23 protein-coding genes and 2 tRNA genes are annotated in these 25,321 nt (G+C 65.9%); 10 read left to right on the forward strand and 15 right to left on the reverse strand.

The window, feature by feature from the left end; genetic code table 11:
- Positions 1-32: 32 nt before the first annotated feature.
- A complete protein-coding gene (locus IPV09_RS03495; protein WP_207473703.1) occupies positions 33-2,801 on the reverse strand; it encodes an HAD-IC family P-type ATPase in 2,769 nt (922 codons plus the stop codon).
- A 300-nt stretch (positions 2,802-3,101) separates the two neighbouring features.
- Between IPV09_RS03495 and IPV09_RS03500 the strand changes: the two genes are divergently transcribed.
- Together IPV09_RS03500 and IPV09_RS14120 are read left to right on the forward strand one after the other, a co-directional pair.
- Positions 3,102-4,373: a ferric reductase-like transmembrane domain-containing protein gene (locus tag IPV09_RS03500; protein WP_207473709.1), complete on the forward strand. Its 1,272-nt coding sequence runs from the start codon at positions 3,102-3,104 to the stop codon at positions 4,371-4,373.
- 267 nt (positions 4,374-4,640) lie between these two features.
- Positions 4,641-4,910: a ParA family protein gene (locus tag IPV09_RS14120; RefSeq protein ID WP_370590206.1), complete on the forward strand. Its 270-nt coding sequence runs from the start codon at positions 4,641-4,643 to the stop codon at positions 4,908-4,910.
- On the opposite strand, the gene IPV09_RS03510 is transcribed toward IPV09_RS14120, so the two are convergent.
- The 5 genes from IPV09_RS03510 to IPV09_RS03530 form a co-directional block, all read right to left on the reverse strand.
- Positions 4,895-8,083, reverse strand: coding sequence for a DEAD/DEAH box helicase family protein (locus tag IPV09_RS03510; RefSeq protein WP_207473713.1), 3,189 nt, complete (start codon positions 8,081-8,083; stop codon positions 4,895-4,897). The genes IPV09_RS14120 and IPV09_RS03510 overlap by 16 nt on opposite strands.
- Positions 8,026-8,382 (reverse strand): DUF2188 domain-containing protein, encoded by a 357-nt coding sequence (locus tag IPV09_RS14560; RefSeq protein WP_077351349.1) that lies wholly within the window; start codon positions 8,380-8,382, stop codon positions 8,026-8,028. Before IPV09_RS14560 ends, IPV09_RS03510 begins: the two co-directional genes overlap by 58 nt.
- Positions 8,383-8,417: 35 nt before the next feature.
- Positions 8,418-9,575, reverse strand: coding sequence for an ImmA/IrrE family metallo-endopeptidase (locus IPV09_RS03520; RefSeq protein ID WP_077351351.1), 1,158 nt, complete (start codon positions 9,573-9,575; stop codon positions 8,418-8,420).
- 3 nt (positions 9,576-9,578) lie between these two features.
- On the reverse strand, positions 9,579-10,346 hold the full coding sequence (locus tag IPV09_RS03525; protein WP_152024721.1) for a hypothetical protein: 768 nt from the start codon (positions 10,344-10,346) through the stop codon (positions 9,579-9,581).
- 100 nt (positions 10,347-10,446) lie between these two features.
- A complete protein-coding gene (locus IPV09_RS03530) occupies positions 10,447-10,809 on the reverse strand; it encodes a hypothetical protein (protein ID WP_297105145.1) in 363 nt (120 codons plus the stop codon).
- A 251-nt stretch (positions 10,810-11,060) separates the two neighbouring features.
- Between IPV09_RS03530 and IPV09_RS03535 the strand changes: the two genes are divergently transcribed.
- Positions 11,061-11,663, forward strand: a complete 603-nt coding sequence (locus tag IPV09_RS03535; RefSeq protein ID WP_207473714.1) for a hypothetical protein — start codon at positions 11,061-11,063, stop codon at positions 11,661-11,663.
- Between the two features lie 21 nt (positions 11,664-11,684).
- On the opposite strand, the gene IPV09_RS03540 is transcribed toward IPV09_RS03535, so the two are convergent.
- Complete coding sequence (locus IPV09_RS03540) at positions 11,685-11,975, reverse strand: Rho termination factor (protein WP_207473716.1); 291 nt, start codon at positions 11,973-11,975, stop codon at positions 11,685-11,687.
- A gap of 286 nt (positions 11,976-12,261) precedes the next feature.
- On the opposite strand from IPV09_RS03540, the gene IPV09_RS03545 reads away from it, so the two are divergent.
- The 3 genes from IPV09_RS03545 to IPV09_RS03555 all read left to right on the forward strand — a co-directional run bounded on the left by IPV09_RS03545 (position 12,262) and on the right by IPV09_RS03555 (position 14,741).
- Positions 12,262-13,404 carry a Mur ligase family protein gene (locus tag IPV09_RS03545; protein ID WP_207473745.1) on the forward strand — a complete coding sequence of 381 codons (1,143 nt, stop codon included), beginning with the start codon at positions 12,262-12,264 and terminating at the stop codon, positions 13,402-13,404.
- Entirely contained in the window at positions 13,401-14,111 is a 711-nt protein-coding gene (locus tag IPV09_RS03550) for a type 1 glutamine amidotransferase (protein ID WP_207473718.1), read from the forward strand. Before IPV09_RS03545 ends, IPV09_RS03550 begins: the two co-directional genes overlap by 4 nt.
- Before the next feature lie 557 nt (positions 14,112-14,668).
- Positions 14,669-14,741 (forward strand) — tRNA-Lys (locus IPV09_RS03555).
- A gap of 242 nt (positions 14,742-14,983) precedes the next feature.
- Here the strand turns inward: IPV09_RS03555 and IPV09_RS03560 are convergent.
- The 4 genes from IPV09_RS03560 to IPV09_RS03575 form a co-directional block, all read right to left on the reverse strand.
- The gene (locus IPV09_RS03560; RefSeq protein WP_370590207.1) at positions 14,984-15,949 is read right to left on the reverse strand and encodes a carbohydrate ABC transporter permease; all 966 of its coding nucleotides are present in this window, start codon (positions 15,947-15,949) and stop codon (positions 14,984-14,986) included.
- Positions 15,950-15,962: 13 nt separating this feature from the next.
- On the reverse strand, positions 15,963-16,934 hold the full coding sequence (locus tag IPV09_RS03565; protein WP_207473721.1) for a carbohydrate ABC transporter permease: 972 nt from the start codon (positions 16,932-16,934) through the stop codon (positions 15,963-15,965).
- Positions 16,935-17,052: 118 nt separating this feature from the next.
- A complete protein-coding gene (locus tag IPV09_RS03570) occupies positions 17,053-18,423 on the reverse strand; it encodes an ABC transporter substrate-binding protein (RefSeq protein ID WP_207473722.1) in 1,371 nt (456 codons plus the stop codon).
- A 221-nt stretch (positions 18,424-18,644) separates the two neighbouring features.
- Positions 18,645-18,998, reverse strand: a complete 354-nt coding sequence (locus IPV09_RS03575; protein ID WP_207473723.1) for a DUF3618 domain-containing protein — start codon at positions 18,996-18,998, stop codon at positions 18,645-18,647.
- A gap of 74 nt (positions 18,999-19,072) precedes the next feature.
- Here IPV09_RS03575 and bcp point away from each other — a divergent pair, with 74 nt between their 5' ends.
- Positions 19,073-19,558 carry a thioredoxin-dependent thiol peroxidase gene (bcp, locus tag IPV09_RS03580; protein ID WP_207473724.1) on the forward strand — a complete coding sequence of 162 codons (486 nt, stop codon included), beginning with the start codon at positions 19,073-19,075 and terminating at the stop codon, positions 19,556-19,558.
- A 3-nt stretch (positions 19,559-19,561) separates the two neighbouring features.
- On the opposite strand, the gene IPV09_RS03585 is transcribed toward bcp, so the two are convergent.
- Complete coding sequence (locus IPV09_RS03585) at positions 19,562-19,876, reverse strand: DivIVA domain-containing protein (RefSeq protein WP_207473725.1); 315 nt, start codon at positions 19,874-19,876, stop codon at positions 19,562-19,564.
- A 59-nt stretch (positions 19,877-19,935) separates the two neighbouring features.
- Between IPV09_RS03585 and IPV09_RS03590 the strand changes: the two genes are divergently transcribed.
- A tRNA-Leu gene (locus IPV09_RS03590) sits at positions 19,936-20,017 on the forward strand.
- Positions 20,018-20,141: 124 nt separating this feature from the next.
- Here the strand turns inward: IPV09_RS03590 and IPV09_RS03595 are convergent.
- The 3 genes from IPV09_RS03595 to IPV09_RS03605 all read right to left on the reverse strand — a co-directional run bounded on the left by IPV09_RS03595 (position 20,142) and on the right by IPV09_RS03605 (position 24,082).
- Positions 20,142-21,686 (reverse strand): DUF222 domain-containing protein, encoded by a 1,545-nt coding sequence (locus IPV09_RS03595; protein WP_207473726.1) that lies wholly within the window; start codon positions 21,684-21,686, stop codon positions 20,142-20,144.
- Between the two features lie 521 nt (positions 21,687-22,207).
- The gene (locus IPV09_RS03600) at positions 22,208-23,497 is read right to left on the reverse strand and encodes an ATP-binding protein (RefSeq protein ID WP_207473728.1); all 1,290 of its coding nucleotides are present in this window, start codon (positions 23,495-23,497) and stop codon (positions 22,208-22,210) included.
- 90 nt (positions 23,498-23,587) lie between these two features.
- The gene (locus IPV09_RS03605; RefSeq protein ID WP_207473729.1) at positions 23,588-24,082 is read right to left on the reverse strand and encodes a flavodoxin domain-containing protein; all 495 of its coding nucleotides are present in this window, start codon (positions 24,080-24,082) and stop codon (positions 23,588-23,590) included.
- 129 nt (positions 24,083-24,211) lie between these two features.
- Between IPV09_RS03605 and IPV09_RS03610 the strand changes: the two genes are divergently transcribed.
- Complete coding sequence (locus IPV09_RS03610) at positions 24,212-24,955, forward strand: hypothetical protein (RefSeq protein ID WP_207473730.1); 744 nt, start codon at positions 24,212-24,214, stop codon at positions 24,953-24,955.
- 73 nt (positions 24,956-25,028) lie between these two features.
- The coding region (locus IPV09_RS03615; protein WP_207473731.1) for a FeoA family protein at positions 25,029-25,321 on the forward strand (293 nt) is incomplete at its 3' end.

Genomic DNA, 25,321 nt, shown 5'->3' on the forward strand with positions numbered 1-25,321 from the left:
GAGGCTGCGGGCTGCATCAAGATTTTTGACATCTAGGCGGACGGCATGTCGTGCGAGGATCGCACCGAGAGCTCCGTTCGGGTTCGTGCGCGGCTGATCGCCTTAGCCACCTCAGTGAGCAGGAAGATCACCAGTGCCAGGGTTGCCGTCATTAGCCACTCACGCGCGCCGATTGGCGCGGAGCCGAACCAGGTGTGGGCAATTGGCACGTAGCAGAACAACAACTGGAGCGCGATCAGGGAGCCGGCGCTCCACCATACGGCCGCGTTGCCGCGTAGCACCGCCGAGGCCAGGCTGGAACGGTCCAGGAACCGGCAGTTGAACAGGTAGGCGAGCTGGCCGAGGGCCAGCATGGTGACGGCGGTGGTCTGGGCCTCCGCAAGCGAGGCGCCGCGGTCGTACTCGTAGTAGAACATCCCCATGGTCGCGCTGCCGATCAACGCGCCCACGAGTGCGATACGCCCCAGTGAGGCGAACCCGACGATCGGCTCCTGGGCTTGTCGTGGCGGTCGGATCATGATGTCGTGCTCGGCTCGCTCGTTCGCCAAGGCAAGGCCGAGGGTCACCGAGGTGACCATGTTGATCCAGAGCACTTGGACGGGTTGTAGGGGCAGGCTCAGCCCGAAGAGCACGGCGACGAGGATGACGAGCGACTGCGCGCCGTTGGTGGGCAACAGGAACAGCAACGACCGTCGCACGTTGTCGTAGATGCGCCGGCCTTCCTCTACGGCCCGTTCGATGGTCGCGAAGTTGTCGTCGGCGAGCACGATGTCCGCCGCTTCCTTCGTCGCCTCGGTGCCCTTAATGCCCATGGCGATCCCGACGTCCGCCCGAGTCAGCGCCGGTGCGTCGTTGACGCCGTCGCCGGTCATCGCCACGACCTCGCCGTGGAACTGCAACGCCGCGACGATACGGAGCTTGTGCTCGGGGCTGGTCCGGGCGTAGACGTCGACCTCGCGCACTGTGGCGCGCAGAGTCTCCGTAGACATCGCCTCCAGCTCCGCGCCGGTGAGGACGCGACCGGCCTCAGGTGGCACGATCCGCATCTCCCGGGCAATCGCGAGCGCCGTGCCTGCGTGGTCACCCGTGATCATCTTCACCCGTACACCCGCCGTCCTGCAGTCGGCAATCGCCGCTATGGCCTCGGGGCGGGGTGGATCGACGATGCCGACCAGCCCGGCCAGCACCAGCCCGCCGTCGAGATCGCTGTGGGACAACGTGGAGGTCCCGACGGGTGGACGGGCGTGGGCGGCGGCGAGCACCCGCAGTCCTCGGGCCCCGATCTCGTCGAGCTGCGCCTCCCAGAACTCCCGGTCGAGCGGTTCGGGCTCGCCGGCCGGGCCGGTCTGGAAGTCGCACCGCTCCAGGATCCGGTCGGGCGCACCCTTGACGAGCACGTGGAGGGCGCCGCTCGGGTCGCCTGCGAGCACACCCATGTACTTGGTCGCCGGGTCGAACGGGACCACCGCGATCCGTCGCCAACCAACGGGCGAGAATCCGGCCTTCCGGCCGAGGACGCTCAGGGCACCTTCGGTCGGCTCGCCGACCAGGCGCCATTGCGCCCCGTCCTCGACTACGTCGGCGTCGTTGCAGATCGACATGTCCTCGACCAGGCGAGCCAGATCCGGGTGATCGGCGACGCCGACAGGCTCACCTCGGAGAGTGACCTCGCCGCTCGGGGCATAGCCCAGTCCACTGACATCGAACCGGGCCGAGCTGGTGCGCACCACCCGCGCGGTCATCTCGTTCCTGGTCAGTGTGCCGGTCTTGTCGGAGCAGATGGTGGTGACAGCACCCAGGGTCTCGACCGACGGGAGCTTTCGCGTGATCGCACGCCGCCGGGCCATCTGCTGCACGCCCAACGCGAGCGTGATCGTCACCAGGGCCGGGAGCCCTTCCGGCACCGCAGCGACCGCGAACCCGATGGTGGCACTGACGAGGTCGGAGACCCCGAAGTCGTGGAGCCCACGACCGATCAGGATCATCACCAGAGCCATCACCAGGATCACGACTGCGAGCTTCTTCCCGAGCGCGTCGAGCGACCGGGTGAGCGGTGTATCGACCCCTTCGACCTCCGAGATCATCGTCTGGACCTTGCCGATCTCGGTGTTCTCTCCGGCGGCGACCACCACTCCGGTCCCGACCCCCGCGACGATGAGCGTCCCCGAGTGCAGCATGCAGTGGCGGTCGCCCAGACCTGCGTCGGCCCGAACCTCGGTGACGTCCTTCGACGCCGGAACGGACTCCCCGGTGAGCGCCGACTCCTCCGCCTGCAGGCTGGTCGACTCCAGCAGCCGGACGTCGGCGGGCACCCGGTCCCCTGGACGCACCCGGACGACGTCGCCCGGCACCAGCACGTCCGCGTCGACATCGATCACTGCACCTGAACGCACGGCGTGGGCACGCACCGACAGCATGTTCTTGATCGCGTCCAGCGCGCGTTCCGCACGTCCCTCCTGCACCAGGCCGATGATCGCGTTGATCACCGCGACGCCCAGGATGACGGAGAAGTCGACCCAGTCGGCGAGGACGGCCTTGAACGCCGCAGCGATCAGCAGGATGTAGATCAGGGTGTCGTTGAACTGTGCAAGCACGCGTCGCCACCACGGTAGCCGTTGCGCAGGCGCAAGCCGGTTCGGGCCGAAGCGCTCGAGACGCTGTTCCGCCTCCTCGGCCGTCAACCCGGTCCGCCGGCTAGTCACGGCCGCAAGGACCTCGTCCGGCGGCCGTGACCACGGAGCGTCGACCACAATGTCGGCCCCGACCACCATGTCACCGGCCCGGTTCGCTTGCTTGGTCATGCCTCGTGCCCCCTCGCGATAGTGCCCCGTTGTGGAAATGCTATGATGCTCCTATAGCTGTCAAGCGGCCTGCTGGAGCTGGTTCCTTGCGTCTCGTATGGGCCGCATGGCGGCCCAGAGTTCGCGGGCGAGGAGTCGCTTTAGGCAGCGGATGGTGACTTCGACCTCGGTCAGCGGCAGGCTAGGACTGTGACCCCGCCTCGGGGGCCGCATAATCAACCAACTCTCCGAGAGATCCAGGACAGTTCAATGAGGCGCTCCCATCCGTCGCGCGCTACCGCCTGGGTAGCCGGCTACCTGGTGTTCGTCCTGGCGCCTCTCTTCGCTCTGCTCATAGGGACCGTCGGGCCGGCCCGGGACTTCTGGACCGAGTTCTCCGCCGCAATCGGCTATGCCGGGCTCGCGATGATGGGACTGCAGTTCGGTCTCACTGCCCGGTTCCGGCGAGTGACCGAGCCGTGGGGCGAAGACGTTCTCTATCACCTGCACCGCCAGCTCTCGTTGGTCGCCGTCGCCCTGGTTATCGCCCATCCGGTCATCCTGTTCATCGTCCGGCCAAACCTGATCGGACTCCTCACCTTCGTCGACGCGCCCTGGCGCGCGCGCTTCGCCGTGCTGTCCGTGGTGTCACTCCTAGTGCTCGTGATGACGTCGCTGTGGCGGGCGCGTCTGCGGATGCGCTACGAGACGTGGCACCATCTGCATGTCGTCCTGGCCGTCGCCGCGGTGGTCACCGGCCTGGCGCACATGGTGAGCTGGGGCTTCTACCTAGCCGATCCGTGGAAGAGGGCGCTGTGGATCTCTCTGACGGTGTTCTGGATCGGACTGCTCGCCTATGTGCGCATCGTCAGGCCGCTGTTCATGCTCCGCAGGCCCTACACGGTCACACAGGTGCGTGCTGAACGCGGCGACACCACGACGCTCGTGATGGAGCCCGACGGGCACGACGGCTTCCACTTCGAGCCCGGTCAGTTCGGCTGGCTCACCGTCTGGGGCGGTCCCTTCCGCATCACGGGTCACCCGTTCTCCTTCTCCGGCAGCGCTGAGGCCGGCGAGGGATCGGTCGAGATGTCGATCCGCAGGCTAGGGGACTTCACCGCTACGGTTGGGACGATTCCGGTCGGCAAGCGAGTCTACGTGGACGGACCCTATGGGGCGTTCACGATCGGAAACCCGGCCGACATGCACATCCTCATCGCTGGCGGTGTCGGCATCACACCGATGATGAGTATCATCCGGACCCTGGCCGACCGACACGACAACCGGCCTGTCATCCTGCTGTACGGGGCTACAGACTGGGAGTCGATCACGTTCCGCGAGGAACTCGACAAGATCGCCGGCCGGCTGGCGCTGACCACCGTCTACGTGCTCACCGATCCGCCCGCCGACTGGACCGGCGAGCGAGGCTTCATCACCGCTGACATCCTGCGGCGCCACGTCCCGCCGCCATACGACGAGCACGAGTACTTCATCTGCGGACCACCCCCGATGATGGACTCGATGGAGACCACCCTCAGCACACTGGGCGTACCGATGTCCAAGTACCACTCCGAGCGATACAACTTCGCCTGAAGGAGGCCTGAATGCGCCGTACACTCGCCGATCGGCTCGCTATCGCCACCGGCATCCTCATCGTTCTGATGTCCGCCATGTTCGCCCTCGCGCGCGTGGCAGCCTGACGCTCAACCAACGGAGGTAGTGGTTCGGTCCGGCACAGCGTCGTCTGGCGGGTGTTGCTGGACGTTGGTGATGTCCCGATCGGTAAGCCCTGGACCATGTCGCTGACCGCGACCCGGGACCGCTGCACGGATAAGTGACATCTGATCTGTGGCGCTGAGGGTGCCGCTGGAAGGATGTGCACTGTGCCGAAGCGGGGAGACCCTCGGAGTCGTGCGCGATGAGCTCGTGGTGACCGGCGCAGGGCGTGAGTCGCGGCTGCGTGACGCGCTGGCGACGGTGGCGGACCGGTATGACCTGGTGCTCATCGACTGCCCGCCCTCGCTGGACCAGCTGACGATCAACGCGTTGGTGGCCGCCGATGCCGTTCTCATCGTTACCCAGAGCAAGCAGGCCAGTATCAACGGCCTGACCACCTATGTAGACGCGTAGACGTCGAAGCTACCTTTGGTGACGCTCTGTACGTACGACGCTGCGCCAGCGATCAGCCTGAGCTGTTCGTCTGAGGATGCCTTGATGCTGAGGCCTGGTTGGGCGATGACGGTCGAAATGCGGGGGAACAGTTGGGGGGCTTGCTGCCGGATGCGGAACAGCGCTTCTCGATCGCCGATCTCAAAAGGGCTGAGACCAGTGCGCATGGTGTACGCCTTGGCGCGGCGGTCAAGATGCTCCAGCAACGGAAGGGCTCCGTTATCGCGCCATCGCGCACCTCGCATCGCTTGCCCACATACCTCGTACAGGTCGCTGAGGCGTGAGCCGGCTGTGGGCTTCGATGAGTACTTGCAGTGCACCAGCGTGACAAGAAGATCGCCCTTGTCGACGCGGATACCAACAAGGTCGGCGGCTTCGCCAGCGCGGTCGTCGTCGATGAGGATATCGAAAGTCTGGTCTTGCGACAGGAATCGGGCCATGTACGCCTGAATAGAGTTCGCCTTGCGGTCGGTCCCTTGCGATTCCACAGTGATATCAACACCATTGCCCACCCAGTCGAGGGCTCGGAGCTGCTCGCGCGGGTATGGAGCCAGCTCGGTCCGTGGCGCGAGGAGCCGATCGTCGCCTGTTACCATCCGATCTCCCGACAGGAAGAGGGTTGGCTTGTGGTTGTTGAGCCAGGTCGAGAAGGGCGTCCTCGCGTCTCGCCAGCCGATAACCTCGGCATCATCACCCTTTGCGCTGTAGTGCAGACCGTGCGAGCCGAACTGCCCCTCGTAGGCCAACTCCCAGCCGGGAGTCATGATCGAGAAGCGGAGCGGGCCGCTGGTGCCAAAGTCGTCGATCCTGAACTCGGCATCGGTGAGGAGCACGCTTGAGTCCTTGTGGCTAAGTCTGGAGGATGTTCCGTTGCCTAGGTACAGATTCCAGGGCCACTCCATCGCCAGGACGGGGAAGCCTGGTCGTTCGCTTACGTCGGTCGGGATGATCATGGAGCGGAAGAGCGAATGAATATCGACGCTGCCGTCGTTCAGCTTCGCGCCTTGCTGTCGGCACCAGGTGCGCCACTCGGCAAGGTTCGGCGCCGTGCGCATGGACCAGAACCTTCCCGAGAGCGATGCTGCGATGGTGACGCGCTCGCCTTCCTCGAACGCTTTCGCCGCGACGTGGGTGTTGGACTTGTGCGTGCGTTCAGCCTCCGTGAGCGCTGTCTCCACGTCACTGCCGACGTGCATGGAGAAACGTTTGTCGCGATCGCGGGCATCGAGAAGGCCGATGTTGGTGGGGATGAGCCTGTCCAGCTTCGAGAAGACCTTGAAGGTGTCGTATCCGTTGAGTGGTCTCGGCTCGTGGCCGAGCACTGCCTCGACGAGGTCGTCGAGACTGTGCTTCGTGTCAGAACAGTGGATGTAGAGGATGCCTTGCGCGCGATCAAGGTACATGGCGAGGAGGGTGTAGTCAGTGGCGCGAAGCGACGGGATGTCACCCCATCGGAGGTTCGAGATGGTCTCGACCACGAACCACGCAATGGTGTTGTCTGCGTTCACGCTGATGAGGTCGTCCAGCACGGCGTCTCCATAGACTTCGCGTGCTGCGAGCGGGTCCCAGTCGATGGTGGATGTCGCGAAGGCCTTGGCGCTCATCTTGGGTTCCAAGAGGCCGACTGGCACATCCGGAGGGTTGTCAACGAACGACGCCTCGAACTCACTGACCTCGTTTGCACGTTCAGTGGCGCGTTCGGTGATGTCGCTCAGCACCTTGTCCCAGTCAGGGTCTTCACGAAGAAGGAACCGCATCGGCGAGAGCGCGTGACGTGGGTCCTGGCGCACGTAGACGCTCGCCCTGCCAATCGGGAGTGGAGAAGATGTCCTCGCGAGCCGACCGATGAGTTGCACCATCGGGCTTAGCGATCGGTGTGCGTCGTGAAATGCCCCTACCTTCAGCGTCGGTAGGTCGAATCCCTCGCCAAGCATGTCGACGCAGACAATCACACGGCTCGTCCGGTCGCGCATCGCCTTGAGCGTCTCGGCTCGGCGGCGTGCTGACATCGAGTCGTAGATGACCTTCGGCGTGAGCTCGGGAGCGATGCGTGAGTAGAGCGCATGAACTTCATCCGCCCTCGCCTTCGACCCCACCCGTGCCAGAAGCAGATGCTCGTGGCCGGCGACCAAGTCATCTCGAAGCCGCGAGACTGCGGCGAGTGCCAATGCCTCATCGTCATCATCCAGATCGAGTACCGCAGTGAAGTCGATGGTGCTGAAGTATCCCTCCTTCTGAGCTTCCCGTAGCGGGAAGCGGAAGATGACGCGGCCGGGCAGTGTCAATCCGTCGCGACGGAACGGTGTCGCCGTGAACAGAAGCGTTGGCCGGTTCGCGAATACACGGATGATCTCTGTCCATGTTCGAGCCGGCGCATGGTGCGCCTCGTCGACGAGCAGGTGTGTGAAGCTCTCGAAGAAGGCTGCGCGCACGTCAGGCTCGTTGGCGTGGATCGCGTTGGGTGTTGCAACGACGACGTTCGCTGCCTCGACGAAAGCCCTCGCTTCGGCACCATCGGTGAACCGGCCCTCTACCCGGCCGACTCTGGGGCGCAACGCGCGGTGGTCGACGATGCCTTCGACCTGAAGGATGCCCAGGGTCTCGAACTTGCTCGCTATCTGATCGCGAAGTGCAGTGGAGGGAACGACCACCAGCACACGTTCGGGCCGTTGTGCCACGAGCCACGCCAGCATCGTCTCTGTCTTGCCTGTGCCTGTCGGCATGACCACGATCCCGGGCTCAGACAGGCCGGACGACTGGTAACCGACGATGGAGTGAAGCGCTGCGATCTGCGGTCGTCTCAGGCTGCGGGGTAGGTCATGCGCAGTAAACCCAATGGCACCTTCGAAGGATTGGATGACCTCGCTCGCCTGAGCCGCCTCTCGACTACCGCCCCATTCGATCTGGGCGTTCGGGGAGTGATCTCCAGGGAGCCTCGCCGCGAGCAGCCCATCAGTCGGAAGATCAGCAGTGCACGTTGTAGGCCACTGTCCGAAGGGTGTCTTCACCACTTCGATGCCTGGCTCGGTCTCAAACACCTCAATGTCGTCGCACGTCGGGACCAGCAGTTGACGGACTACGTTCTTGCCCGCGACGTGCGGCGTCGCCCAGACATCCTCGGTGCGGTACTCCACGTCGAGCCTCTCTCTTCTTCGCCTATCCAAGGAACGCGACTGCCAACAAGTGCGCCGCGATCACCCCTTGGATGACCTCGGGCGTTCCCAGGTGCGATCGTGTCTTGCGCGCGGATCGTCCCCTTGAGCGAACGGACCTGCAACTCGCCCCCTCCGTCGTTGCCGAGGATCGTACGGGCGCGTTGAATGCCTTCGACCTGTGTGGAGGTTACGGCGCTGGCACGATCAGCTCTTGGCTTCCGTACGTCCCAGTCGCCGTCGCTTCGGCGCTGGACTACTCGCTTGTTGGGTTCTGTCATGATCTTTCCTCTTTCTCGGATGGGACTGCTGCCCACTACTTCCTGTTGTCTGGGTGGTCTTTCACCAGCGTCAGCTTGGGCTGGGGATCGTCGATGCCAGCTAGCCGTCGTATGTGACGAGGCGTCATCTGGAGGTCCTCCGCGACCTGAGTCAGTGGCACACCTGCCTGGTCAAGCAGCTCAAGCGCGGACTTCAGGAGTTCGGGTCGCTCGCCGGGATAGTCGTGAACCGGCATAGGTCGCCGAGCGATCCCATTCAGCGTGATGTACGCGCGACGGGCTGTGGACTCCGAGATAAGATCAAGCTCCCGGGACCGGAAGATCAGAGAGTTGATGGAGACCCCCCACAGCTGGCTAAGTTCCTCGTACCGGTTGAAGTTGATGCGCCGAGGCAACTGGTCACGGATCGCATCGCGAGGAGTGAGGAACTCGGCCGCGAACATGTCTGCCTGCCGCTCAAGTTGGCTATCTGTTCCTTGCCGGCCGTGATGAAGGACGATGTGTCCAAGTTCGTGCGCGGCCGAGAACCGATGCCGCATAACATCGTTGGCCTTGTCTGGGGTCAGCACGATCATGGGACGTGGCAGTGCGGTGGTCGAGAAGGCGTCGATCCGGCTCTTCTCGTCAAGTGCGAGGTCTTCCTTCATGGAGAAGAAGACTGTCAGGATGCCATGCTGTTCAAGCTCGTACACGAGGTGATTGATCGGCACGGTCCCGAGCATCCAGTGTTGACGCATGGCTCGCGCTGCTGTCACGGGGTCGGGCACATCCGATGAGTCGACCTGCGCCCAGGTAGGGAGGTCTAGATCAGGGAACTCCACGCTCTCTTCGAGGTAGCAGCTGAGTTCCCAGGCTTGTTCGACATACGCAGTCGCTTGCTGCTGTTGCGTGACAGTCGTTGAACGGAGTCGACGGAACGACGCTTCAGCGATGTCCACCTGGACGCGTGGACGCCCGAGCGCGAAGAAGCCCGGCGGAACACCGAGCGCCGTGGCTAGGGCAGCGACCGTCTCTGCGCGGGGACGCACCTCTCCACGCTCGTACTGCCCGATCGCGGCGGCCGATACGCCAACCTTGCGATGAAGGTCAGCCTTGGACATCTTGCTGATCCGACGAGCCTGAGCTAGCCGCGCTGGGTCAAACATCCTGGCAACCGCCGCTAGGTCAGCGTCGCCTACGTACTCAGTCGGCATGGGTCAGTTGCCTTCCTGCTCGGACCGCCGCTGGCGCAGCTTCACCGAGGTACGCGGACGCTCGCTGCCGTTGAACCCGGCGACAGGCTTCAACATGGTGTGCGGAGCATCGACCGAAGAAGGCGTGCGCTCATAGGTGAGCCGCTCGGGGTCTGCAAACTCCAGGTACCGGCCGTTCAGTCGCGCAGGTGCGAAGTAGACCGTTCCCACACCCTGCGGCGTACTGCTGTAGTAGGGAACGAAGAGCGTAGTGCGAGGCACAGCCAGTTCGACGTGGCTGAGCGCATCCTCAAGCGATGCAGGCTGATCTCCTTCGAGAACGTCACTGATGTCGAAGAGCCCGGGGTCCGAGTACTTGACGTTGCTCGTCTTCGAGAGGAGTTCACGGCGCGAGTCAGGCAAGTAGCTGAGCCGAACACGGCGAACGTTGCGCGGCATCTGCTTGCCCACCCGTTGCGCGAAGATGAGTGTGTTGCCGACGAAGGTCAGCATCCGTCGGGTCGTCGGGACCTTTGCCTCCCGATAGGTAGGTAGGTCGGACAGAAGTGTGCGGAGCTCCTTCTGCACACCACGGGCCATGCCAGCCCCGTACACGTCCTGGTCCCCATCGGGATCGTCATATGCTGCCTGAGCGCGGGCCGAGCGATCCTGGCTGCGCTGGATCGCGGTCGGGATTCGTTCGCGGAGTGCCGCGAGCTCTGCTGGCTGGAACTCGCTGCGCCAGTCGTCGCTGTCGTGTTGCTGAGCCACCGGGGCCTCCTTCGTCGTCACGAAGGACTCTAGCACACAACTTTAGTATCACGCGGCAATCCGTCAGAGTTAGCACCAACAGGATGGCTGCCGAGGTCACTCTTCACTCGGCTCAACACCCTCAGTCTGTCAGATCGGACCCGGCGAGTCGGTCAAGACGCGAATCGTCGGTGTCATCCACGATGAGTCCAGCCTCGACCAGCGCTGCACGTACTGCCTTGCGGTCCACGCCCATCCGGCGACTGATCGCTCGCATCGAGACGCCCGCTCGGGCGAGGCGCACGGCCTCGGCCTTCTCGTCGATTCCCAGCCCTGGTCGGCGGCTCGGCACGTTGCGGCGACGCAGGTGCGAGAACACGGTGGCGCGGTGGATGCCGTACCTCTCGGCGAGTGCCTTGACGCTCATCCCGGCGAGGTAGTCGCCGACGAGCGCGTCCACCTCGGCGGCGGTGAGAAAAGTTTGAGCCGTCTCGACAGTCCTCACAACAGGGCCACGATCGTCCTTCGGAGCGGTATCCTGGGGACGTCGAGAGACCTCGTAGACCCCACGGTTTAGGCGGTTGACCAGGGTTTTTGTCTTGGGGGCGGAGTTGCCGAACGTACTACTCAGGCACCCCACCACCGTCAAAGAATCGCCCGGTCCTGGTGACCGGGCTTTTTTGTGGCTGCGGGTGCGGCCCACGTGGTGGGAGAACACCCTGACCAGGGCTGGGCCACGGATGTAATCTGGGTCACATGGCCGGGTCATCGCCGACGCGCCAGCGGGCTGGAACGCGACAGTCCGCCGCCTCCCAGCGCCCGCAGTTGGACCCGTTGACCGGCCGCTACGCCCGCCGCAGCGCCACGGTCACCACCATCGAGTCCACTCCCCTGGACGGGTCCCGCCGGCTGGCGTTGATCGGTGCGACGGTCGTCCTGCTCGTCGTCATCGCGGCGGTGGTGAGCATTGCGAACGCCGTGACGGCGTCTCGACCCGAGGGTGTTCCTGCCCCAGCGTGGAGCGGCCCCCTGTTCCCCTGCCCCACGGCCAAGAGCGGTCCGCTGCCGAACAGCCTGCCGCGCCCCGACTACCCCGCCCTGGTCGTGTGGAACTGGCATGACTACGAGGCCACCGATCGCCACGGCAATCCGAGTTACCGTCTGGGCGAGGTGACCTGCGACGTGGCCGCCATTGCCCAGAAGGCCGAGGCGTTCATCCCCAGGCCGTGGCCCAACGGTTCGAGCACGGCCGCAGGAGTGGGGGCAGCGGTGTACGCGCAGCGCGGCTCCGACCCCGACTGCGAGATCACCGTCGAACTGCCCAGCGGCTGGTTCGTGTTCCGATCCAGCGAGTGCTGAACGCCAAGGCGTGCTGAACGTTCAGCCGTGGTGACGCAGGGCCTCGATCAGCTCGGCCTTGCTCATCGAGGAGCGACCGGCGATGTCGAGTTTACGGGCACGCTGCATCAGTTCGTCCTTGGTGCGGTCGTCGTAGTCCTCGGCATTGCCGCCACGGCGTCCGACCTCGGATCGTGAGGTGTTGGCCGCGGCGTTGGAGATGCGCGCCGACTTCTCCTTGCTGTTGCCCTCGCGTCGCAGCGCCTGGTACAGCTCGGGGTCCTTCACCGAGGGCCCCGGGTCATCGCGTTGGGACTTCTTCGTGGGAGTCATCCTCACCTCCAAGTTGGGTGTCCGCCCACTCTACGGCGGCCCCGTCGACGCCCCGGCAAGCGTCACGAAGTTGTCACACAGCGCGTAGCCCGGTCGCGATTCGGGGACGGTCACGCGTGCCACAATGGTCGGCATGGCCCGACCGAGACTCCGCTTCACCCGACCCCGTCCCGGCCTGCTGGGACGCATGCACCTTGACGCCGCCGCACTGGCCGGCAGCGGTGCCGCGCTGGCCTCGCGGGTCGCCGGCCGGGGTTCCGGGTCCTCCATCCGCGGCAAGGTGTTGCTGGCGGTCGACCGCAGGGCGCTGGGCAAGCTGCTGGCCGGGCGCAGGGTCGCGGCCGTCTCGGGCACCAACGGCAAGACCACCACCACCCATCTGCTGACCGCCGCAGTCCAGGCCTCGCTGGCCGACCCGCGCGAGGTGGTCACCAACGCCGACGGCGCCAACCTGCACCATGGCATTGCCTCGGCGCTGGCCACCCATCCGCGGGCCTCGATCGCGATCGTGGAGACCGATGAGCGGGTGGTGCCGGCCATCATCGACCTGGGTGCCCCCGAGGTGCTCGTGCTGCTCAACTTCAGTCGTGACCAGCTTGACCGCCACCATGAGATCAATGCGCTGGGGCGGGGATGGCGCACCGCCCTGGCTGGTGCTGGTGACTCCGGGCCGGTGGTCGTCGCGAATGCGTGCGACCCGTTGGTGGTGTGGTCGGCCGAGCCCGCGCGGCGGGTGATCTGGGTCGACACCGCCGACCCGTGGACGCAGGACTCCACCCTGTGCCCCGCCTGCGGTTCGGTGTTGGTCCGTGCGGGTGGACGGTGGGCGTGCCCCACCGGAGACCTCGTCCAACCCGACGCCGACTACGTCCTGGACGGCGACGACGTGATCGACCCGGTCGGGCAGACCTGGCGTCTGGACCTGCAGGTGCCCGGACGTTTCAACCGTGCCAATGCCGCCTGCGCCCTCGCGGCGGCCAGGGTCATGGGCGTTCCGCCGGGCATGGCCCTGGCCGGCATGGCCGGCGTCACCTCGCCGGCCGGACGCTACGCGGTCGCCACCTTTGGCCAGGCCCAGGGGCGTCTGCTGCTGGCCAAGAACCCGGCCGGTTGGGCGGAGTCGCTGCCGTTGGCAACCAGCGATCCGGTGATCCTTCCCATCGATGCTGCCGCCGCCGACGGCCGCGACCTGTCGTGGCTGTGGGACGTCGACTTCGAACAACTGGTCGGCCGTCACGTCATCTGCACCGGCCCCCGGGCCCAGGACCTGGCCGTGCGGCTCGACTACGCCGGCGTCGACCACAGCGTGGTCAAGGACCTGATGGCCGCCTTCCAGGACACGCGCGTGATCAACCACCCCGACCCCGTCGACGTGGTCGCCACCTACACCCCGTTCCAGAAGCTGCGCAAGCTCGGAGGCCTGGCATGACGTTCACCATCGCGTTGGTCTACCAGTCGCTGCTGGGTGTCTACGGTGACCGCGGCAATTCCACCGTGCTGCTGCAGCGCCTGCTGCGCCGCGGCCTGGACGCCGAACTGGTGATCTGCGAGCCCGGTGACACGATTCCCGCGGACGCCCAGGTCTACCTGCTCGGCGGCGGCGAGGACCTCGCCCAGATCTCGGCAGTTCGGGCGCTGACGGCCGACGGCAACCTGTTCCGGGGACTGGACGCGGGCGGGGTGCTGCTGGCGGTCTGCGCCGGCTTCCAGATCTGCGGGACCAGTTTCACCGTCGGCGAGAACGACGTCGTCCACGAAGGCCTGGGCCTGCTCGACGTCAGCACCCGTCGCGGTCCCTCCCGGGCGGTCGGGGAGATCCTGACCGAGTGGACCAGACCTGATGGCAGCACCAGCCTGATCACCGGGTTCGAGAACCACGGCGGGTACACCACCCTGGGACCGGCCGCCAAGCCGCTGGCACGCGTTCGGAAGGGTGTGGGCAACGATGGCACCGGCTTCGAGGGCGCCGTCCAGGGCAACATCATCGGCACCTACCCGCACGGCCCGGTGCTGGCCCGCAACCCGGCGCTGGCCGACCACCTGCTCGAACTGGCCCTCGGCCATCCCCTCGAGCCGTTGCCGATGCCCTCGGTCGACGCGTTGCGCAGCGAGCGGATCGCCGCCATCCGGGCCTGAGTGCTCGGACGATGGCTGCGACGCGACGTCGTGGCGCCAGCGGCACAATGTCCGGTCGCCGGGTGCTCTGCACCAGGACATCGTGACACCACGGGCACAATGTCCGGTCGGGCAGGCGATCTGAGGCGACTTCGTGACGCGAGCGGCACAATGTCCGGCCCCGGGGGCTCTGCACCAGGACATCGTGACGCCACGCGGCACAATGTCCGGCCCCGGGGCTCTGCAACGCGACATCGTGACACCAGCGGGCACAACGTCCGGTCGGACGACGCGGTCCACCAAGACATCGTGACACCACGGGCACAATGTCCGGCCCCGGGGGCTCTGCACCAGGACATCGTGACACCAGCGGCACAACGTCCGGTCGGACGACGCGGTCCACCAAGACATCGTGACGCCAGCGGCACAACGTCCGGTCGGGCAGGCGATCTGAGGCGACTTCGTGGCACCAGCGGCACAACGTCCGGTCGCCGGGGCGATCCCTGCGACCACGTCACGTGGGTCACGCAGTCCGATTTCACTTTTGGGTGAGGCCGCGGTAATGTTCTATCTCGCGCGCGCTGCTAGCTCAATTGGCAGAGCATCTGACTCTTAATCAGAGGGTTCCGGGTTCGAGTCCCGGGCGGCGTACGAGTAAGGCCCCTCCTTCGGGAGGGGCCTTCGTCTTTCCCGGACACCCGGCATCGGCCCAGATCAGGCGTGCCGACGAGTTCGTCGATGGCCAGCTCCTTCCCAGACACCTGGTCGTCCATGCAGCTCGGCAGCCGCACGCCCCGCCATCCACACACTCCCCCGTCACCCGGACGGAAACGGCGGGCCTGCCGAAGCAGACCCGCCGCACCAACCACCAGAGGAGCCAGTCCTCCGGATGGTCAGCCCTTCAGACCGCCGGCCAGCAGGCCACGGACGAAGTAGCGCTGCAGGGCCAGGAAGACCACCACCGGCACGATCATGGAGATGAACGCGCCAGCAGCCAGCAGGTGCCAGGAGTTGCCCAGGGTGCCCGACAGTTCGGCCACGCGCACCGTCAGCGGTGCCACGTCGCGGGTGCCGCCCAGGAAGATCAGCGCCACCAGCAGGTCGTTCCAGACCCACAGGAACTGGAAGATGCCGAAGCTCGCCAGTGCGGGGGTGAGCAGCGGCAACATGATCCGGGTGAAGATCTGCACGTGGCCGGCCCCGTCGACGCGGGCCGCCTCGAGCAGCTCGCCGGGCAGGTCCTTCATGAAGTTGTGCAGCAGGAACACCGCCAGCGGCAGGGCGAAGACGCCGTGGGCGAGCCACACCCGCCAGAAGCCGTCAATGCCGGTGCCGTTGAAGAACTGCAGCAGCGGAATCAGGGCGACCTGCAGCGGTACCACCTGCAGCGCGAACACCATCACGAACAGGAAGTCACGCCCCGGGAACTTGATCCAGGCGAAGGCGTAGGCCGCGATGGTGGCCAGCAGCAACGGAATCATCACCGCCGGCACCGTGATCACCAGCGAGTTCACGAAGTAGTCGACCAGGCTGGTCGACGAGCCGAACAACGCCTGTTCGTAGTTCTTCGTGGTGAACCAGGGCTTGGCGAAGGCGTACCACCACCCGGTCTCGTTGATGTCCTTCTGGGTACGGAAGGAAGTGACGAACAGGCCCAGGGTGGGCAGCGTCCACAGGATCGCGATCACGATGGCGGCCAACGAGGCCCACTTCGAGGTGACCGCGCGCGCCGCATTGCCGGCGGCACTCTTGCGCCTGCGGCCGCGCTGGCTGACGACGTCGTCCCCGACGGCTCCGTCCACGGTCACCCGGTCGCTGGTGTCGGTCTCGCTGGGCAGCGGCGTTTCAGGATTGATCACCGGCTGAACCATCTCAGGACCTCCTCAACTGGATGACGTTGTAGATCACGATCGGGATGACCATGACGAACAGGACCACTGCCAGGGCGGCGCCGATGCCGGCCTGGTTGTACCTGAAGGAGTTGTTGTAGAAGTCGTTGGCGATGACCGAGGTGCCGAACTGTCCACCGGTCATGGTGCGCACGATGTCGAAGACCTTCAAGGTGGCGATGCCGATCGTGGTCAGCACCACGACCATCGAGCCTCGGATGCTGGGCAGGGTGATGTAGCGGAACAGGTTCCACGCGCCCGTGCCGTCGATCTTTGCGGCTTCGATGACGTCGTCAGGAATGGCCTTGATGGCGGCCGACAGGATCGTCATGGCAAAACCGGCCTGGATCCAGACCATCACGACGATCAGGAAGAAGGTGTTCCACGGTCGAACCAGCAGGAACTGGATCGGTTCGAGGCCGACGCCGTCCAGGACGGCGTTGAGGATGCCGACCTGGTCGCGGCCAGCACCCCGGTAGTCGTAGACGAAACGCCAGATGATCGAGGCGCCCACCATGGAGATGGCCATCGGCAGGAAGACCAGCGCCTTGGCGAAGGCCTCACCACGGGTACGGTCGACCAGGATCGCGTAGGTCATGCCCACGGCGGTCGACAGCAATGGCACCAGCGCGGTCCAGGCGATGGTGTTGAACAGGGTCAGCTGCATGCCGGCGTCAGTGAAGATGTGCGAGTAGTTGCTCAGGCTGAATCCGCCGTTGCCCTGCGGGCCACCGAAGCTCTGCCGGATGGTGAGCAGGCCCGGCCACAGCAGGCCGACCGCCAGCATCAGGATGACCGGCAGGATGAACCAGTAGCCCTGGATGGCTTCCACGTACTTGTTGGTGCCCTTGCTGATCAGGTGCCCGACCACCATCACGATTGCCACCACGGCGGCAAAGATGGCGATCGCGATCAGCATGGGAATGAACTTTGATCCCAGGTCTGCAAGATCCATGGGTCCCTCCCTTTTCATGAAGGAGGCCGTGGTGGACGGTGCGCGCCGCCCACCACGGCCTCGATGTTCAATGACGTTCCACGCACCCGCGGGCGTCACCGCCCCCGGACGGGTGGGGTCACTTGGGCCAGGAGGCCTCGATCATGTCCAGTTCGGTCTTGGTGTTCGAACCGGTGATCCAGTTGGTCAGACCCTTCCAGAAGGTGCCCGAGCCCACGGCGCCGGGCATCAGGTCGGAGCCGTCGAAGCGGAACACGGCCTTCTCGTCGGCCAGGGTCTCGAACGACAGCTTGTCGATCGGCGAGACCAGGTTGGCAGGGTCGAGACCCTTGTTGGCCGAGACCCAGCCACCGGCCGGGGTGGCCTTGGCCTTGGCGTTGGCCCAGTCGGCCGACGACAGGTAGGTCTGGAAGGCCTTCACCTCGGGACGGTCAGCGAAGGCTGCGACGAACTCGCCGCCACCCAGAACCGGCTTGCCCTTGGCCTCATCGACGGTGGGCAGGTAGAACGCGAAGACGTCGCCGTCCTCGGCCACCTTGGTGCCGGCCGGCCAGTTGGCGGCGTAGAAGGACGCCTGGCGGTGCATGTAGCACTTGTTGGTCAGGATCGGCTGGCCGCCGTCCTGGAACGTGGTGGTGGCGATCGACTTCACGTCGCCGAAGCCGCCGTTGACGTACTTGTCGTCCTTCAGGATGGCGCCGACCTTGTCGAGGGCGTCAACGACGGTCGGGTCGTTGAAAGGAATCTCGTGCTTGACCCACTTGTCGTAGTTCTCGGGCGACGAGGTGCGCATCAGCACGTCCTCGAGCCAGTCGGTGCCCGGCCAACCGGTGGCGTCACCGGAGCCGAAGCCGGCGCACCAGGGCTTTGCCTCGGCATCGTCGGCGGCAATCTTCTCGGTGAGGGTCATCAAATCGGCCCAGGTCTTGGGAACTTCGTAGCCCTTGTCGGCGAACATCTTGGGCGAGTACCAGACGAACGACTTCACGTTCGCGCCCAGCGGGGCGGCGTAGAACTTGCCGTCGACCGAGCCGTACTCCTTCCAGGACTTCTCCCAGTTCTTGTCGACGTTGGCGGCGGTCTCGGCCGGGGCCTCCACGACCTTGCCGGTCTCCTTGACCAAGGTATTCAGCAGGCCGGGCTGCGGGACGAAGGCGATGTCAGGGGCGTTGCCGCCCTTCACGCGGACGAGCAGCTGGGCCTCGAACTCCTTGGAGCCCTCGTAGATGATCTTGGCGCCAGTGCAGTCCTCAAAGGGCTTGTACGAGTCGATCTGAGGCTGGTCCTCAGGGGCGACAATCGAGGTGTAGACGCTGACTTCCTTGCCGGTGAGATCACCGAAGGCCTTGTAGGGAGCGCAGTCGATCTGACCGGCGTCGGCCTTGGTGGTGGCACCGGTGGTGTCCTCACCGGTGTCGGCACAGCCGGCGATGGCCAGTGCCAGAGCGGTCGCGCTGATGACAGCGGCGATCCGTGAGAGTGGACGCATGGTTACAACTCCATTTCTGGGCGCTCCCCACTGAGCAGCCCTCGGTATGCGCCTCTCACTCTGTCAACTTCTTGAGTGCAAGTGTTGAACGCACCGGTTGCGAATGGATAACAATGCGCCAGCCACCTCAAGCGGTGGTGATATCCCCATGGATCATGTGACGTCTCGCGGCACTCTACGCCGCGAGGCAACGACCAGATCGTTCGCAGACGCCTTGCGGGTCAGCGGACGGTGAGTTCCCGGGACGCCTTCCTGGCAATGGACTTCTGGCGTGCACCACCGATGGCGCGGACGGTCAGCAGGAAGGCGACCACCCCGGCGACGGCGGCACCGACGGCGAGCACGCGGTCCAGGCGCCATCCGGCCTCGTCCTTGATGGTCGCCTTGGCGGAGTTGAACTCGGCCTGGGCAAAGGTCCGGGCCTGCCCGACGGCGCGGTCCTTGATACTGGTCGGGTGCACCTCTTCGACCAACTGCTCGACATTGGCCGAGACCCTGGCTCGCGCAGCGGCGATGTCACGTCGAATCTGCTCCGCAGTTCGGGTGTCCTTGGGCTTGTCCTTCTTCTCGGCCATCGTTCCTCCGCAGCATCTGTCAGACCGGGGCGACAAATGCCGCCTCACCACCGGCAGCCTATAGGGTTTGACCCATGAGCGAGCGCCTTGAAGCCGGAACCTCCGCACCTGAATTTGCCCTGCAGAACGCCGATGGCAAGACCGTCAGCCTCAGCGACTTCCCCGGTCAGAAAGTCATCGTCTACTTCTACCCCGCCGCCATGACGCCCGGGTGCACCACTCAGGCCGTCGACTTCAGCAGCTCACTGAAGGACCTTGCCGCTGCCGGCTACACGGTGATCGGCATCTCGCCAGACACCGTCGAGAAGCTGGCCGCCTTCACCCAGGCCGAGCAGTTGGGCTTCCCGCTGCTGGCCGATCCCGAGCGTGAGGTCATCAAGGCCTACGGCGCCTGGGGCAGCCGCAAGCTGTACGGCAAGGACGTCATCGGCGTCATCCGGTCGACCTTCGTGGTCGACGTGGACGAGGACGGTCACGGCACCGTCGCGCTGGCCCAGTACAACGTCAAGGCCACCGGTCACGTGGCCAAGCTGCAGCGCGACCTGGGCATCAGCGCCTGATTCTCAGCCGAACAGCCGCCGGAACCAGCCCTGCTTGGCCGGCGGCGCTTCGCCGTCCGGGGGTGAGCTCGCGACCAGACGGTCGAGGAAATCGTCCACCTGTCCTGCGTCATAGCCACCGGAGCGGACGATCTGGAATCGGGCATGGTGGACGAGTGGGCCGAGGTCCTCGCCGCGGACCATACGCGCCGCGACCTGTTGGATGAAATCGTCCACCTCCCCGGTCTCGTAGCCGTCCAGTCCCCGCCGGTTGCGGCTGAACGTCACCTCGCGGACTGCGTCAAGGCTGGGCGGAGTCCATCGGTCGGCTGAAGTCATGGCGACAGCGTAGGGGTGCACGCTGTGGGATGCACCGGGCGCTAGCATTGTCGGCGCTGACCGGAGTGGTGGAATTGGTAGACACGCAGGATTTAGGTTCCTGTGCCCGAGGGCGTGAGGGTTCGAGTCCCTTCTCCGGTACCGAAGCTGCATTGGCTCTGCCGGGCGGACGACACCCACCCGGGTCGTAGTCCGCAGCGACGACGATGTAGTCCGCGGCATGCCAGTAGCCCGCCGGGTGACGGCGGGTACTGGCTGATCGGGCTCAGCTGGCGAGGGCGGTTCGTGCCGGGTGGTGTTGCTTGGGCAGGATCTGACCCGACGGGTCCTCAATCATCCAGGAATGCGAGGGCGTGACAAGGTAGCCGAACCCCAGGGGTGAGCACCACAGGAAGGTGCCCGGGGACGGTTGGGTGAGTTGCCAGCCGCCGAAGGTTTTCGCTCGATGCACCTTGCGCGACAACGGACCCAGGTTGTGGGGACCGGTCAAGGGCACCCGTTCACGCCCGGTCCGACCGTGTGATCGACCGCCACCGCCACTGCCATCGGCGTCACTGCCGTCGCCACCACCCCCACCATCAAGGCCGTGCCCGTCGTTCCCAGCGAGTTGATGGATCCACTGGTCGCGGGTGGAGTCCCAGGTCGGGGCGGCTTCCCACTCGATGGTGTGGTCCAGATCGGCCCTCCGGGAGGTCTTCTTGGAAAACGGGAACACCTCATACGGATTCCGCAGCTGCACCCATTCGCGCATCCAGTGGGAGCACTCATAGGCGTCGGTGGGGACCAGGTTGTCGGGATGCAGCACCGGCTTGACGGTCACCCTGGTGTGCCCGAGCAGGTCCTTGACCCAGCCGGCCAGCAGTGGACCCATGCCCTCGGTGCGGACCAGCCCGGCACCGGTCTCCAGACCCGAGCCGCTGATGTGGACCACGACCTCGGCCTTGGGCAACAACCGGTCCGGGTCGACGGTGACCGTCCCGCAGGTGTGACCCGGCTGACCCTCGGCCGGGCAGACCTGGTCCAGGTCCAGATCGGGCAACTGGTCGGTCAACGCGGCTTGCAGCAACTGCAGGGCACGCGCCGGGTTCGCCAACAGGCCCAACGCCTGCGCCCGGCGCACGTCCAACGACTCGGTCGAGCCGCCCTGGCGCAGCAGGATCGCCAACCGGGTCAGCTGGCGATCCAGCACCGTCCCATCGACGGCATCCACCACCGCGGTCACGTCGGTCACCCCCAGGCAGGACTCGCCGAACTCCACTCGCCGCCTGGCCAATTGGGCCGTGTGGTCATCGTCGGCGTCCTGGCGCAGGGTGTCCATGACGCGGGCCTTGACCAACTCCAACAGCCGGGTGAACGCCATCGACTCGACCAGGACGTCGATCTCCTCATCCAGGTCCAACGCTTGGTAGTAGGACAACTTGTGGGTGACCGATGCCACCTCGCACGCCTGCCACACCCGCAGCCCACCAGCCATCACCCGCGCCCACAGGTGGGGCAGCCGGTGCCGCACCGCCAGGGCCAGACCGATCTCGACGCGGACCTTCTCCTCCGACAACCGCAACGCCGCCGCCACCTCCAGGGTGCAGAACTCAGCCACCCCCGGAGTGCCATCACCGCCCCACTGCATGAGCCGCTCGGTACCGGCCAGCACCGGACCCTCGTCGGGGACGTAGCGGTACTGGTCAGCGAACTCCGCGAAACAGCGGAACTGCTCGGCCTCGGCCCGCTTCTTCGCCTCGAAGGCCGCATTCAACTCGACCAGCTTCTGCCGCGCCCCCGCCGCACTGAAACTCGCACCACCGGATCGCATTCCACGGGCCTGTTGACCAGTGGTACCTGCTGCGCTGGATCCCATTCGGACCACCCCGCCTCTGCTGTGAACATCGCCCGAATCACCGTTGACTCGAACCTTTGTTCTATTCTACGCCGTTCGACCGAAGACGCAATACCTTGACCAAGGATTCTCGACTCATTTCGGTGCAAAGCAACAGGCTGCGCGCTCGTCCATGCCGCCTGACAAGAACCCGATACAGCCATTCATCGCATGCATCACCCGCGCCACAGTCGATCACGTCCAGCCACGTGGCACTGGAGAGCCCGGGTCACCCTGCGCTTGGCCCGCTGGCGTTCAACGAAGAGTTCGCTGACGTTTCCTGCCGTCAATCACGGTCGCACCGACCGTCACGTTCCTCCGGGTGATTCATCCGCCGAACTACTGCACGGACAACAGGTCAGCGCAGACCGGCGAGCTCCGCCCCCACCCACCACGGACCCGACCCCGGACCCGAACCCGAACCCGGGGTCAGCGGCGCAGCGGCCGACCCGGACAACTCAGACGCGCGCGATCGCTTCGATGTCTGCCTCGAAGTCAGTGGCAACCTGGGCCGACACCGTCGTCCGAGTGGCGCTGATCGCCGCCAGATAGTCCTCAGTGCTCGGCCCGCCGGGAGCGACGGGACCGTCAGCCGCGCTGGACACTGCCCGCTCCAGCGCCATCTGGGACGCCGTGCGCGCCGCAAACTCGATGTCAGCCGGGGAGAAACCGGCGGTGCGTGCCACCAGAGCGTCCACGTCCACCACTCCCCTGCTGGAGTCGGGCAGGTAACCCCACCAGATGGCCGAGCGAGCCTGCGCGTCCGGCAGCCCGATGGGGATGACGTAGTCGAACCGTCCATGACGCAAGAAGGCATGGTCCAGTCCGCGAATGAAGTTCGTGGCGCAGATCAGCAGGCGACCGGGACGATCCCGGAAGGCGGGGATGATCTTCAGCAACTCGTTGGTGACTCCCTGGGTGGGCGAGGGCGGTTCCCCACCCCGGTGGGAGGCGATCTCCTCCACCTCGTCAATGAAGACGACGACATGCTCCAGCCGCTCGACCTGGGCGAACGTCTCCCTCAACTCCCCGGCCAGTCCCCGTTCACTGGCCGCGAGTCGGCTGGGGAAGATCTCGACGAAGGGCCACTCCAGGCGCGAGGCGATGGCCTTGGCGAAGGTGGTCTTGCCCGTCCCCGGCGGGCCGAACAGGACAATTGCCCGTGGCGGCACGACGCCATAGCTCTCCGCCAGCTCGGGCGATGCCAACGGCAGCACCAGTCGACGTTCCAGGATGTCCTTTTCACGCTGCATGCCGCCGATCCTCGACCATCGATCCCGAGAGAGCACCCTGCCGCCCAGCTCACGCAACAGCGCGATCTCCTCCTGCTTGACGGGAATGTCACGCTCGAAGAACCGCAGGTTCCGCTTGTCGGCAAAGCCGCTCTTGAGCAGGGCACCGACGTGTTCCTGCTCGTCGGGCACCAGGATGGACAGGCGTTGCAGCCCCAGCGGCGCCAATCGTTGTTCCAGTGCGGCCAGCAGGCTGCCGGCGACCCCACGCCGACGCCACTTCTCGTCGGTGGCAATGAAGACCACCCAGCCCTGGTCGTGGGCAGGACGACCCACCACGACGCCGATCACCTCGTCGCCGACGGCCGCGACCACCGCAGTGTCCTCACGCGCCGAAGCAACGACTTCGCTGAGGGCATAGACGGGCTGGCTTCCGGTGGCCAAGTGCTGATTCCACAGCAGCAGCAGGGCCTCCAGGTCGGCGGGCTGGAAGTCGCGTATGCGCCATGCGGTCATCACCGGCTCCTGTCTGCATGATGGTCAGGGCAGAGCCTAGCGACAGCGTGACACACCTCACCCCACGCTCGGGCCGGGTGGACGACCAGGTCAGATCAGACCGGCGAGTTCAGCGCCCCACGCCTTGGCGAGTTCGGAGTTCACGTGGTCCTGGGCCCGGTCCTTGTTGATGCCCCGGAGCAGCACGCGCTTCCACCAGGCCACCTTTTCGGGCACGTAGCGGCCGGCGAACGCCTCCTGCGAGAGAAGAGTGGCGACCTTGCCCGCGGCGGTGGTGTTGTAGGCCAGCGCGGCCTCGTGCTTGGTCGGGTCGCTGGCGGTGAGGCAGACGTTGAACACGGCCACCGGACGCCCGGCCAACTCGTCGGCGAACTTGTCGAGCCATCCCAGGACTTCGCTGTAGAACACACCAGCCTGGATGCCGCTGCCGACGACGACGGCATCGACTCCGTCGAGGGTGGTCGGCTGCTTCAGGTCGGCCACGCGGACAATGTGGCCCTCACGCTCCAGACCGGACGCGATGGCATGTGCGACGTCCTTGGCAGCACCGCCGCGTGTTCCGTATCCCACCAACACCATTGACATGGAAATCACTCTAGGCAGGCTGATTCCCGCGCCTCACACCGGGGTGGCCTGTGGTGCAGCTCACCATCGGACGCGCCCGGCGCGGACCGGACGGGTCCGGCGCGGACCTCATAGGGTGGGCGAATGGACATGATGGGGACACCTTGGCGCACGACGCTCGCCGCAACAGTGCTGACCGCCGCCCTGGTGCTGGCCGGTTGCAGCGGTGACGACAACTCCACCGAGAAACCGACGAACTCGGCCGTCACCGTGGGGTCGAATACCACGCCGGCACCATCGGCCATCGGCACCACGGGGCTCCCCGACCCGAGCGCGACGGCGACCAGCACGACCCGAGCCAGCACGACGTCGCCCGGGACCACCCCCGCCACCTCGCCCGCGGCCACCCCACCAGTGACCACCGAGTCGGGTGACCTGGACGCCAGCCATGGCATCACGCTGACCCTGGCCCCGGGCTGGGTGGTCACCAACGTCACCGACCAGGACGACGGCCGCCGCCACACCCTCGACCATGCCGCCACCGGCGGACAACTGCTGCTGACCACCGACGACGTGGACGACGACACCCCCGCGGAGCTGTGCGTCGAGGCCCAGGACGAACTCGGCGACCGCTACGAGCGCCACGGCACGGTCACCCGCACCCAGGGCGCCTCGCATTCCGACAATGCCCACACCTGCGGACTGGCCGCCACCGACGCCGACGGCAAGGCCATCGAGATCACCATCTTCGCCGCCGTGGGCACCAGGGCTGCCTTCGTGACCGCCGCGATCTTCCCGAGCGCCACTCCCCAGGGCGTCAGCCAGGAGTCCATGAACCAGGCCGTCCGCGAGGCGTCCCAGATGTCGAGTGAGCTGCTCAACGACATCGACTGACCTGCCCGGCGAGCGAGGCAAATAGCGGGACCCAAGCCAAGGCTGTCCTAACCCCCGGCGTAGCGTGGGCACCATGCCGAGCCCGTCCATGCCAGTCCGTGACACCACCTGCGCAGGATGTCTCGACCTGCATCGCTGCCAGGTCGGCAGCAGCGCCCGGATCACCTGCGTCGAGCAGACCCAGGGCAATGCCGCCGCGGTGCGTCGACTGGCCGAACTCGGCGTGCGACGGGGAGCCTCGATCGTCGCCGGGCGCCGCACCCCCGGCGGGGGACGCATCATTGGGGTCGACGACGCCTGGTTGGCGCTGGACCCCGCGACCCTGCGCTCACTGCATGTCGAGGTGGCGCCGACCTCGGTGCCGGC

The sequence above is a fragment of the Tessaracoccus sp. SD287 genome (genome assembly GCF_017355265.1).
GTDB lineage: Bacteria > Actinomycetota > Actinomycetes > Propionibacteriales > Propionibacteriaceae > Aestuariimicrobium.